Source organism: Lacisediminihabitans sp. (assembly GCF_036404185.1).
Classification (GTDB): domain Bacteria; phylum Actinomycetota; class Actinomycetes; order Actinomycetales; family Microbacteriaceae; genus Lacisediminihabitans.
In genome coordinates this window covers 62,092-73,464 of sequence record NZ_DASWPB010000172.1, presented here as the reverse complement: position 1 = coordinate 73,464, position 11,373 = coordinate 62,092, and the positions used below count along the sequence as shown (strand labels likewise).

General features: G+C 69.8%; 12 protein-coding genes. 10 read left to right on the top strand and 2 right to left on the bottom strand.

Annotation, left to right across the window (positions count from 1 at the left end):
- The 5 genes from VGC18_RS12615 to VGC18_RS12595 all read left to right on the top strand — a co-directional run.
- Positions 1 to 1,262 (top strand): sugar ABC transporter ATP-binding protein (locus tag VGC18_RS12615; RefSeq protein WP_331097897.1); only part of this gene is annotated, 1,262 nt, incomplete at its 5' end.
- Positions 1,259 to 2,266, top strand: a complete 1,008-nt coding sequence (locus VGC18_RS12610; protein ID WP_331097896.1) for an ABC transporter permease — start codon at positions 1,259 to 1,261, stop codon at positions 2,264 to 2,266. The genes VGC18_RS12615 and VGC18_RS12610, both read left to right, overlap by 4 nt.
- Before the next feature lie 63 nt (positions 2,267 to 2,329).
- The gene (locus VGC18_RS12605; protein ID WP_331097895.1) at positions 2,330 to 3,970 is read left to right on the top strand and encodes a fucose isomerase; all 1,641 of its coding nucleotides are present in this window, start codon (positions 2,330 to 2,332) and stop codon (positions 3,968 to 3,970) included.
- Complete coding sequence (locus VGC18_RS12600; protein WP_331097894.1) at positions 3,967 to 5,451, top strand: FGGY-family carbohydrate kinase; 1,485 nt, start codon at positions 3,967 to 3,969, stop codon at positions 5,449 to 5,451. Before VGC18_RS12605 ends, VGC18_RS12600 begins: the two co-directional genes overlap by 4 nt.
- 43 nt (positions 5,452 to 5,494) lie before the next feature.
- Positions 5,495 to 5,899, top strand: a complete 405-nt coding sequence (locus VGC18_RS12595; RefSeq protein WP_331097892.1) for an RbsD/FucU family protein — start codon at positions 5,495 to 5,497, stop codon at positions 5,897 to 5,899.
- A 125-nt stretch (positions 5,900 to 6,024) separates the two neighbouring features.
- Here VGC18_RS12595 and VGC18_RS12590 read toward each other — a convergent pair whose 3' ends face one another.
- The gene (locus VGC18_RS12590; RefSeq protein WP_331097890.1) at positions 6,025 to 7,017 is read right to left on the bottom strand and encodes a LacI family DNA-binding transcriptional regulator; all 993 of its coding nucleotides are present in this window, start codon (positions 7,015 to 7,017) and stop codon (positions 6,025 to 6,027) included.
- A 128-nt stretch (positions 7,018 to 7,145) separates the two neighbouring features.
- Here VGC18_RS12590 and VGC18_RS12585 point away from each other — a divergent pair, with 128 nt between their 5' ends.
- The 5 genes from VGC18_RS12585 to VGC18_RS12565 all read left to right on the top strand — a co-directional run bounded on the left by VGC18_RS12585 (position 7,146) and on the right by VGC18_RS12565 (position 11,064).
- Positions 7,146 to 8,126 carry a Gfo/Idh/MocA family oxidoreductase gene (locus VGC18_RS12585; protein ID WP_331097888.1) on the top strand — a complete coding sequence of 327 codons (981 nt, stop codon included), beginning with the start codon at positions 7,146 to 7,148 and terminating at the stop codon, positions 8,124 to 8,126.
- Between the two features lie 59 nt (positions 8,127 to 8,185).
- Positions 8,186 to 8,479 carry a DUF1905 domain-containing protein gene (locus VGC18_RS12580; protein WP_331097886.1) on the top strand — a complete coding sequence of 98 codons (294 nt, stop codon included), beginning with the start codon at positions 8,186 to 8,188 and terminating at the stop codon, positions 8,477 to 8,479.
- A 104-nt stretch (positions 8,480 to 8,583) separates the two neighbouring features.
- On the top strand, positions 8,584 to 8,877 hold the full coding sequence (locus VGC18_RS12575; RefSeq protein WP_331097884.1) for a hypothetical protein: 294 nt from the start codon (positions 8,584 to 8,586) through the stop codon (positions 8,875 to 8,877).
- Positions 8,878 to 8,948: 71 nt separating this feature from the next.
- Positions 8,949 to 9,722, top strand: a complete 774-nt coding sequence (locus VGC18_RS12570) for a YidC/Oxa1 family membrane protein insertase (protein WP_331097881.1) — start codon at positions 8,949 to 8,951, stop codon at positions 9,720 to 9,722.
- Positions 9,723 to 9,759: 37 nt separating this feature from the next.
- On the top strand, positions 9,760 to 11,064 hold the full coding sequence (locus VGC18_RS12565; protein ID WP_331097879.1) for an MATE family efflux transporter: 1,305 nt from the start codon (positions 9,760 to 9,762) through the stop codon (positions 11,062 to 11,064).
- Here VGC18_RS12565 and VGC18_RS12560 read toward each other — a convergent pair.
- Positions 11,061 to 11,324: a hypothetical protein gene (locus tag VGC18_RS12560; protein WP_331097878.1), complete on the bottom strand. Its 264-nt coding sequence runs from the start codon at positions 11,322 to 11,324 to the stop codon at positions 11,061 to 11,063. The two genes, VGC18_RS12565 and VGC18_RS12560, sit on opposite strands and share 4 nt — an antisense overlap.
- Between the last annotated feature and the right edge of the window lie 49 nt (positions 11,325 to 11,373).

Sequence of the window (11,373 nt, the reverse complement as noted above, 5' to 3'; positions counted from 1 at the left end):
AGGAGATGAGCCTGATCCCCGGATGGGACGTGCTGCGCAACATGATGCTCGGCGCGCGTCCGGCCACCCGGCTGGGCGTCATCGACTGGCGCCCGTCGCGGGCGGCGGCCAGACGCGTCGCGGCGACGCTCGGCATGACCTTCAGCCTCTCGACCAACGTCGACGAGCTCAGCGCGGCCGACAAGTGGCTGGTCCTCATCGGCCGCGCGCTCATGCGCGACTCGCGGATGATCGCGATGGACGAGCCGACCGCCTCGCTCTCCTCCCAGGAGGCCACGCGGCTGCACACGATCATCCGCGAGCTCGCCGCGGCGGGTACCGCGATCATCTTCGTGTCCCACCGGCTCGACGAGGTGTCGCAGCTGTGCGAGGACGTGACCGTGTTCAAGGACGGCGGCGTGACGCGCAGGGTCGTCGGCGAGAGCGTCTCGAAGGCGGACCTCGTGCGGGCCATCGTCGGCCGCGACGTTGAAATCGCCGAGCACGGTCGGGAGATCCGTCCGACGGGCAGGCCGGTGCTCGAGGTGCGCGGCGTCAGCGACGCCGGGCTGCTGAAGGATGTCTCGCTCACCGTCCACGTGGGAGAGGTGCTCGGGCTCGCCGGCCTCGTCGGAGCGGGACGCACGGAGCTCGCTCGGGTCGTCTACGGAGAGACCAAACGCACGGCGGGAACGATCGTCCTCGACGGGAGAGAGGTGACCTTCAGGGAGCCCGCCGACGCCGTGCGGGCCGGAATAGGACTCGTGCCGGAGGAACGCCGCTCGGAGGGTCTGTTCCTCGACCGCTCCATCGACTTCAACATCAACATCGCCGGGCTCGACTCCCTCGTCCGCGGCTGGTTCTGGCCGCTGATCAACTTCCGCGAGGGCAGGCGGCGGGCGCAGCGGACGGCGAAGGACGTCACGGTGAAGACCCGCGACGTCGCCGATCCCGTCGGCTCGCTGTCCGGCGGGAACCAGCAGAAGGTGGCCATCGCCCGCTGGCTGCTGGACACGCCCCGCCTCCTGATTCTCGACGAGCCCTCGCGCGGCGTCGACGTCGGGGCCCGTGCGGAAGTCCATCGTGTCGTCCGGGAACTGGCCAGCCGCGGCACCGCCGTGCTCGCCATCTCCTCCGACAACGAAGAGCTCGTCGGCCTGTGCGACCGCGTCGTCGTCATGGCCGAGGGCAGAATCACCGGCGAACTGGCCGGACCCTCCATCACCACCGATCACATTCTCTCGCTGAGCTTCGGCCAGGCCGGAAAGGACATCCGAGCATGAGCACCATCCCGATTACCCCCACGCCGTCTGCCGCACCCCTGCAGGCGCGCCGCCGCAGAAACCTCGGTCTCGTCGTGGTGTCGAAATACGGCACCCTGATCGCCATGGCCCTGATGATCGTCATCTTCGGGGTGACCACCCATGGTGCCTTCCTCAGCGTGAACAACCTGGTCAACATCGTCAACCAGTCGGCGCTGACGGCGATCATCGCCTCCGGGCTCACCATCGTCCTGGTCGTCGGCGAGTTCGACCTCAGCGTCGGATACGCGGCGAGCCTCGCCGGAGTGCTGGTGACCGGCCTCGTGGCCAACCAGCATCTGCCGCTCGTCCTCGCCATCGCCGTGACCATCCTGATCGGCGGTGGAATCGGCGGGGTCAACGGCGTGCTCGTGACCAAGGCGAGGGTCAACGCCGTTGTCGCGACTCTCGGCGTCGGCACCATCCTCACCGGGCTCGCCTTCGGCTACACGGCGGGGTCGCCGATCATCGAGCTGCCCAAGGAGTTCAGCTACCTCACGCTGGCCCGCTTCCTCGGCGTCCAGAATCCGATCTGGATCATGGCGGTCGTCCTCGTCATCCTGTGGGTCCTGCTGAACCGGACACCGCTCGGCCAGCGCATCCAGGCGGTCGGGGCGAACTCCCACGCCGCGAGGCTCGCGGGCATCCGCACCGATCGATCGAAGATCTCCGCGTTCGTGATCGCCGGGGTGTGCGCGGCGATCACGGGCATCCTGCTCTCGTCCCTGCTCGGCAGCGGAACCGTGAGCGCCGCGGACGGCTACCTGATGGACTCGTTCGCCGCGGTGTTCCTCGGGTCGGCGACGCTGCGCGACGGCGAGTTCCACATCCTGGGGACCCTGGTCGGGGTGCTCGTGGTCAGCATCGGCTTCAACGGCCTGAGTCTGCTCGGCACCCCCACCTTCTGGCAGTACATCTTCAAGGGCGGGATCCTGGTGCTCGCGGTCGCCATGTCCACCATCGCCCGGCGCTATTCGAAGGCCTGACCCGCCCGATCGATCGCCCATCGGGCAACCACGAAACGACAACCACACGAAGGAGCAGTACCCATGTCCAGCTATACCCTGCCGATCGGCCGCCCCACCGCGGGCGTCGGCCCCAAGACCGCCTACCTGGTGGCGAGCGGCGACCTGCGCCTCTCGGCGAACCGCGCGGGCTGGAAGACCCAGGCCGCCGTGGAGGAGGCGATCGGGCGGGCGTTCGCCGACCTCGGCTGGTCGATCGTGCGCGGCCACGAGGTCGATCCGGTCAAGGGCCATGGATTCATCGACAGTCAGCGGGCCGGCCTCGAGGTGTTCAAGAACATCCCGGCCGATGCTCCGCTGATCGTCGCCGAGGCGGTGTGGCAGTACAGCCATCACGTGCTCGCGGGCCTGCGCACCCACCGCGGGCCGATCCTGACGATCGCGAACTTCGCCGGCGAATGGCCGGGGCTGGTGGGGCTGCTCGGCCTCAACGGCGGCCTGACCAAGATGGGGCAGGGCTATTCGACGATCTGGAGCGTCGACTTCACCGACGAGTGGTTCAGGGCAGGCATCGCGGAGTGGACCGAGACCGGCACGATCACGCATGACACCTCCCACGTGCGCCCGCTGCCCGCGCTCGAGGAGAGCCAGGAGAAGCTGCTCGGCGAGGCCCTCGCCATCGAGCTCATGACCGACAAGGCCATCCTCGGCGTCTTCGACGAGGGCACCATGGGCATGTACAACGCGATCATCGACGACGAGCTGATGAACCCGCTCGGCATCTACAAGGAACGGCTCTCGCAGAGCGCGCTGTGGGCCGAGATGCAGACGGTGACGGATGCCGAGGCGGCGTCGATCGGCGATTGGCTGATCGAGCGGGGGATGACCTTCGCCGTCGGGCGGGACGAGGCCACGGAGCTGACCGAGTCCCAGTTGCGCTGGCAGTACAAGATGTACATCGCGCTCCTGCGCATCGCCGACGACTTCGGGCTGGACGCCCTGGGCATCCAGTACCAGCAGGGGCTGAAGGATCTCTCCCCGGCGAGCGACCTCGCGGAGGGGCTCATCAACAACGTCGACCGGCCCCCGGTGACCAGCAGGGACGGCAGGCGCGTGCTGTGGGAGGGCAAGGCGCTCCCGCTGGCCAACGAGGCGGACGAGGGAGTCGCCATCGACGCGCTCGCCACCCATCGTGTGTGGTCCGCCATGGGCCTCGACCCCGCCACGACGCTCCACGACGTGCGCTGGGGCGAGGACTTCGACGGCGAGTTCGTCTGGGTGTTCGAGATCTCCGGCTCCGTCCCGCCGTCGCATCTCATCGACGGATACGCGGGAGCCGTGGGCTGGCGGCAGAACCCGGTGTACTTCCCGCTCGGCGGGTCGACCATCAAGGGCGTCTCGCACCCGGGGGAGATCGTCTGGTCGCGGGTCTACATCGAGGACGGCGCCCTGCAGCTCGACATCGGCCGCGCGACGGTGGTCGAGCTTCCGGCGGAGGAGACCGAGCGTCGCTGGCAGGCGACGAACCCCGAGTGGCCGATCATGCACGCCGTCCTGCACGGCGTCGACCGCAACCAGTTCATGGCGCGCCACAAGGCCAACCACGCCAACGTGGCCTACGCCCCCGACGCGGAGACCGCCGACAGGGCGCTGCTGGCCAAGGCCGCGCTGTTCGCCCGGCTGGGCGTGCAGGTCCACCTGTGCGGCATGGTGACCGTGAAGTGACCGACGCGGTCATCGGCATCGACATCGGGACGTCCAGCAGCAAGGGAGTGCTCGTCGACCTCGACGGCGCGGTCCTGGCGACGGCGGTGCGAGCGCACGCGGTCGCAAGGCCGCGCCCCGGCTGGGTGGAGATGGATGCCGAGCTCTGGTGGGACGAGTTCGTCTCCCTCGCCGCCGAGCTCGTGGCCTCGACGCCGACGGCGACGGTCGTCGCCGTCGGCGTGAGCGGCATGGGCCCGTGCCTCGCCGTGACGGATGCCGCGGGCGGACCGCTTCGCCCGGCCATCCTCTACGGCGTCGACACCAGGGCGACTGCGCAGATCGAGCGGCTGACCGCGCGATTCGGCGCCGATCGGATCCTCGCCAGATGCGGCTCGACGCTGTCGACCCAGTCGGTCGGTCCCAAGCTGGCCTGGCTCGCCGACCACGAGCCAGAGGTGTTCGCCGCGACCAGGAGGTTCTTCATGCCGGCCAGCTGGCTCGTCTGGCGGCTCAGCGGCAGCTATGTGCTCGACCACGAGTCGGCCAGCCAGTGCACCCCGCTGTACGACACCGACGGGCATCGCTGGTATCGGCCGTGGGCGGAGGCGATCGCGCCGGGCATCGAGCTGCCGGAGCTCGTCTGGGCGGACGAGCAGGTTGGCTCGGTGACGGGCGAGGCCGCACGTCTCACCGGTCTGCCGAGCGGCATCCCCGTCATCGCCGGCTCGATCGACGCCTGGACGGAGGCGGTGAGCGTCGGCGCACAGCAGCCGGGGGACCTCATGCTCATGTACGGCACAACCATGTTCCTCATCAGCACGCTGAGCGAGCGCATCAGCGTCCCCGGCCTCTGGGGAACCGTCGGAATCTTCCCCGGCACCCGCAACCTCGCCGGGGGCATGGCGACCTCCGGCGCCATCACCGGCTGGCTGAGGGACCTCTTCGGCTCCCCGGACTATCCGGTGCTGCTCGCGGAGGCCGAGGTCTCCGGCCCAGGGGCGGGCGGGCTGCTCATGTTGCCGTATTTCGCCGGCGAGCGCACGCCGATCATGGACCCGGATGCCAGGGGGCTCATCGCCGGTCTCACCCTGTCCAGCACAAGGGGCGACCTCTACCGCGCCGCGCTCGAGGCGACCGCCCTCGGCGTGCGGCACAACGTCGAGGCGATCACGGGAGCCGGAGCGGCGGTCGAGCGCATCGTCGCCGTCGGCGGCGGCACCCAGGGTGCGCTGTGGACCCAGATCGTCTCGGACGTCCTCGGCATCGCCCAGGAGATCCCCTCGGTGACGATCGGAGCCAGCTACGGAGCCGCCTTCCTCGCCGCCAGGTCGATCGAGGACGTGTCGATCGACTCGTGGAATCCCTCCGCGGATGTCCGCGAGCCCGATCCCTCGAACCGGGAGGGCTACGACGATCTCTATGCGCTGTACCGCTCCCTCTATCCGGCCACGAGGGAGATCTCCCATGCATTGGCCGCCCGGGCCCTCCCTCGCTCATGATCGACAGCTCCGCGTCTCAAGACGCCGACGGAAAGGACACTCCGTGCTCACCGGAATCAACCCCCTCCTGACGGGAGAGTTGCTCAGACACCTCGATGCCATGGGCCACTCGGACGCCATCGTGCTCGCCGACGCCCACTTTCCCGCATCGCGGCTGGCCACCCGCCTTCTCGACCTGCCGGGCGTCACGGTGTCCGAGCTGCTGGCGGCCATCCGGACGGTGGTGCCGCCCGACGATGTCGCGCTGGTGCTGATGGCCACGGCCGACGGTGTTCCGCTGCCCGTCCACGCCGAGCTCGAGGCCGCGGCGGAGGTGGGGGACGCCGAGGTGCGCTACACCGACCGGCACGACTTCTACCGCCTGGCCTCGGAGGCATATCTCGTGGTGCGGACGGGCGAACGACGCACCTTCGCCAACGCGCTGTATCGCAAGGGCGTGGTGGGCTAGCGGTCCGCCGGCCTCCTACCTACCGGCGGCGGGAGAAACTGTGCCGTGGCGGGAGGCGTGTCTCCCGCCACGAGCGGATTTCTCCGCCGTGAGGTGCGTTGTCTCCCTCCGTCACTCTCCCTCCGTCACGGTAGCCGACGGGAGCTCTCGCGGACCACGAGGCTCGTCGACAGCACCACGTGCCGGGGTTCACCCTCCGCTCCGCCGGCGACGCGGTCGAGCAGCATCGTGGCCGCCTCGGCCCCGATCCGGTAGGCGGGCTGGGACACGGCGGTGATCGACGGGTTCATGAACTCCGCCCAGGGCGGGTCGTCGAAGGTGACGACGCCCAGGTCCCGTCCGATCCGCAGGTTACGGGCCCTCAGCTCCGCCAGCACGCCGAGCATCATCTGCGAGTTCGCCACGAACAGGGAGTCCGGCGGCGTGGGCGAGTCGAGCAGGACCCTGGCGGCCTCCTGTCCGCCGCCCTGACGGAACGCGGCGTGCACGAAGGGGGCGTCTAGATGACCACGATCCGACATCGCGCGCTGGAATCCCCGCAGGCGCTCCTGCGCCGTGGCCGCCTCGGCCGGTCCCACGATGGCCGCCGGCCGCGTCCAGCCGGAGTCCAGCAGATGGCTGGTCGCCGAACGTGCACCCTCGAAGGAGGGCACCATGACCGAATCGCCATCGGTGTCCAGCGGCCGGTCGATCACCACGACGGGTGTCCCGGCCCCGCGCAGCCGCGACACGTCCGTCGCGGAGCGGTGGGGGGACAGGATGACCCCGGCGACCTGGGTCTGCTCCGCAACACCCAGATAGGTGGACTCCTTCTCGGAGTCCTCGTCCGCGTTGCAGAGCAGCACGGAGTACCCGCGTTCCTGCGCCACGTCCTCGACGCCGCGGGTGACCGCCGTGAAGAAGGGGTTCGCGACATCCGAGATGATGAGGGCGATGACGTCGGTGGTCTGGCGCCGAAGGCTGCGGGCGATGTGGTTCGTGCGGTAGCCGAGGCGCTCGGCGGCCGCACGGACCCGGTCGACGAGCGCCGGGTCCACCTTCGTGTGGTTGTTGAGCGCCCGGGACACCGTCGCCGTGGAGACGCCCGCCTCCCTGGCGACGTCGGTCATCTTCACCATGCGCACTCCGATGCTGGATAGTGTGCACGAGTCTAGAACAGACGAGTAATCGATTTCGGACATCCGCGCTAGATTTGTTGTGTGCCCCGGGGAATCGCGATCGGTGCGGGGTGGACGAGGATGGAGCCATGGTGAGAATCGGAATCCTGGGTGCCGCGGGCATCGCACCGCGAGCGATGATCCTTCCCGCCCGTCGGCGCAGCGACGTCGAGGTCGTCGCGGTGGCGTCCAGGCGGCAGGCGTCCGCCGAACGGTATGCCGCGCAGCACGGAATCCCGGTGCCCTACGGCTCCTACGACGACCTGCTGGAGGATCCGGCCATCGATGCGGTCTATGTCGCCCTTCCGCCGTCCGAGCACTGTGCCTGGTCGGTCAGGGCGCTCGAGGCGGGCAAACACGTGCTGTGCGAGAAACCGATCGCCTTCGACGCCGCGGAGGCGCGCCTCATGGCCGCCGCAGCGGCCGGAACCGGCAAGCGGCTCGTCGAGGCCTTCCACGACAGATACCACCCGCTCGGCGGGTACCTCGCGGGGCTCAGATCGCTCGAGGTGCTCGGCGACATCGTCTCCATCGACGCATCGTTCACCGCCTCGAACCCCTACGACCCGACCTCCATCCGGCACGTCCCCGAGCTGGGCGGCGGCGCCCTCATGGATCTCGGGACCTACCCCGTCCACTGGATCCGCTCCTTCATGGCGGAGGAGCCTCACGTGGTCTCGGCCTCCTTCGATCCCAACCCCCTCGGCGCGGACGAGACCATCGCCGCGACCCTGCGCTTCCCGTCGGGGGCGACCGCGCACATCGGGGCGAGCATGGCCGACGGGCAGACCTTCTCCGCCGCCATGCGGGTGGAAGGGACGGAGGGTGTCCTCGAGGTGGACAACCCGATCTTCCCCCACCAGGGCCATTCCGTCCGGGTGACGATCGACGGTCTGCTGCACACCCACACCCTCGGCGGCGACGAGACCTACGACCATCAGCTCGCCGCCTTCGTCGACGCGATCGAGACCGGCAGGGCGCTGCCGACGGAGGCCGAGGACTACGTGGCGAACATGTCGACGATCGACTCGATCTACGCCGCCGCGGGGATGCTGCGCCACCGGGGCTAGTGGGATCGCCGTTCCCGGCCGCGGGCCGGCGGTCGGTCGGTTCGGCTACCATCGGCCCGATGGACCGTCGTTACCGCTTCAGCTCGGAACCGTGGGAATGGGCGTCGAGGGAGAACTGGTTCTTCGTCTCCCTGCCCGCGGACGTCTCGGAGGAGATCGCCGAGCTCCCGTTCCCTCCGCGGGGCTTCGGCTCCGTGCCGGTCAGAGCATCCATCGGCTCCTCGACCTGGACGACCTCGATCTTCCCCGGTGCGGACGGCCGCTACGTGCTCCCGATCAAGAAATCGGTGCGGGCCGCGGAGGGAATCGACGGGTCGGCAGACGTGACCGGCGAGATCGAGCTGCTCGGATGACCGCGACGCCCGTCGGCCAGGCCGGGAGACATCGCCCGCTTCGCCCTCAGCGAATGGCCCTCCACGGCCTGCCGAAGAGTCGCACGGAGCATTAGGGTCGAACCATGCGCATCCTCCGCCAGAGAACGGTCATGGCCGTCACCCTGCTGATGCTTGCGCTCTCGGTCGCCCATGGCGGGTCGACCTCCCTCATCGTCGCGAGCATCGCGACGGTCGCGATCGCCTCGGCGATCGCCGTGCGATATGCCGCCATCGTCGTCAGCTCCCGCGAGCTGAACGTGGGCGAGCGCGCACACGCGCACCGCGAGGTGATGAACCGGATGCCCGCTCCGCAGCATCCGTCCACCGCGGGACGCCCTCGCACCAGAGCTCCTTCGCGGCCCATCCCGGCCGCGTAACAGTCCGCACAGAGCGGATGCCGCGTGGCCACCTGGCCATCCCATCCGTTTCCGTACAGAAGGACTCTTCCGTGGACCTCTTTTCGTTTGCCCCCATCGCCGCCGTGCTCGACATCGCCTATCAGGGCGTTGAGCACCTGGCCGCACTGCTCTCTCCTCTCACCGGCGGCGCCAGCGCGGCCATCGCCATCGTCGTGCTCACCGTCCTGGTGCGCGGTGCACTCGTCCCCGTCGGCATCTCCCAGGTGAAGGCGGAGTGGAACCGCCGCAGGCTCGCCCCCAGGCTGCAGGCGCTGCAGCGCAGGTACACGAAGAACCCGCAGCTCCTGCAGCAGAAGACGCTTGAGCTCTACCGGGAGGAGAAGGCCTCCCCGTTCGCGGGGATGCTCCCCGCCCTCGCCCAGGCGCCCGTGCTCTCGTTCGTCTACGCGCTGTTCGTGCGCAGCTCGGTCGACGGGCACGCCAACGCCCTGCTCGGTCAGCACCTCTTCGGGGTGCCCCTCGGCACCTCCTTCGTGCACCTGGCCGGATCGGCCGCGGCCTGGCCGGGCATCCTCGTTTATCTTGTGCTCTTCGCTCTTCTGGGAGTCACGGCCTGGGCGACCAGGCGCACCACTCTGCGTCTCGCACTGCCCCAGGCCGGCCCGTTGCCGGGGCTCACACACGCGCTCAGCTGGCTGCCGTTCATCACGATCGTCTTCGCGGCGATCGTGCCGCTCGCCGCGACGCTGTACCTGACGACCACGACGGCGTGGACCCTCGGCGAGCGGGCGCTGCTGCGCAGGCGGTACTGGCGCCCGGACGGTGCGGTCCCGACGGTTCCGGCGGTCGCCCGCCGGGCCTGAGCGCCCGCCCGTCGCCGGCCTCGGATACCCTGGCGGGGTGCCGCTCCGCAATCCCCTTGATCGTGAGATCCTGCGTCTGGCCGGACCCACCCTCGCGGCGCTGGTCGCCGAGCCGCTGTTCCTCCTGGTCGACACCGCCCTGGTCGGGCACCTCGGCGATTCCGCGCTCGCGGGCCTCGGCATCGCCAGCTCGGTGCTGCAGACGGCGGTCGGGCTGCTCGTTTTCCTCGCCTACGCGACGACCCCGGCGGTCGCGCGGCTGATCGGCGCGGGCGATCGCCGCGCCGCGGTGCATGCCGGCATCGACGGGATGTGGCTGGCGCTGGCGGTCGGGGCGGTGCTGCTCGTGCTCGGCCTGTTCTTCGCTCCGGGGGTGGCGTCGCTCTTCGGCGCGAGCGGACGGGTGACCGCCGAGGCGAGCACCTATCTGTCGATCTCGATCTGGGGGCTGCCCGCGATGCTGATCGTCCTGGCGGCGACCGGCCTCCTGCGCGGCCTGCAGGACACCCGCACGCCGCTCGTCATCGTCACGATCGGGTTCGCGGTCAACGCCGCCCTCAACGCGGTCCTGATCTACGGCCTGCACTGGGGAATCGCCGGCTCCGCCGCGGGCACGGTGATCGCCCAGTGGGGGATGGCCGCCCTGTTCGTCGGCACCGTCGTCCGGCTCGCACGGAGGAACGGGGCGCGGATGCGGCCCGGCCTGAACGGCGTGACCCTCGCCGCGGCATCCGGCGGCTGGCTGCTGCTGCGCACGGCGGCCCTGCGCCTGGCGATGCTCGCGACCGTGTTCGCGGGCAGCCTGCTCGGCGTCACCGACCTCGCGGCGCTCCAGATCGCCCTCTCCGTCTTCTCGCTGCTCGCCTTCGTGCTGGATGCGCTCGCGATCGCCGGCCAGGCCATGGTCGGCCACGGGCTCGGCGCCGCCCACCCGGAGCGGGTCCTGCAGGTCGAGCGCCGGCTGGTGCGGTTCGGTCTGCTCTCCGGCCTCGCGATCGGTGTTGTGCTCGCGGGTCTGTCCCCGATTCTCGGCAGGGTGTTCACGGGGGAGGCCGACGTCGAGTCCGCCCTCGTCCCGGTCATCCTCGTGATGGCGGTCGGCGTGCCGCTGGCCGGTTTCGTCTTCGTGCTCGACGGCGTGTTGATCGGGGCGGCCGACTCCCGCTACCTGGCGCTGAGTGGGCTCGTCAACGTGGCCGTCTATCTGCCGCTGCTGTGGCTGGCGGTGCAGGCCGACAGCCTGCTGGCGCTGTGGAGCGCCTTCGGACTCGGCTATCTCGGGATTCGCGCGCTCACCCTCGGGCTGAGGGTGCGGGGAACGCGCTGGCTCGGGTTCGGTTAGCGGCCGTGCTCCGCCAGGATCTGGTCGATGTCGATCCGCGTGAGCAGAGCGCTCCAGTCGATGCGTCTGGCGATCTCCACAACATCCTCGTCCGCGTAGGCCTTGCCGTTGCGGTGGACGACGACCCCGAGGGGAACGAGCTTGTTCAGTTCCGCCAGGACCGCGTCATCCACCGCCTCCGAGTCGAAGTCGGCACCCACTGTCGCGAGGTAATCGGCGGAGACGGTGTATGGGACGGTTGCTATCTCTACCTGGGGCATCGAACCATTGTTCCACTGACGGGCGGCATTGGGGAGGCCCGGTGCATCC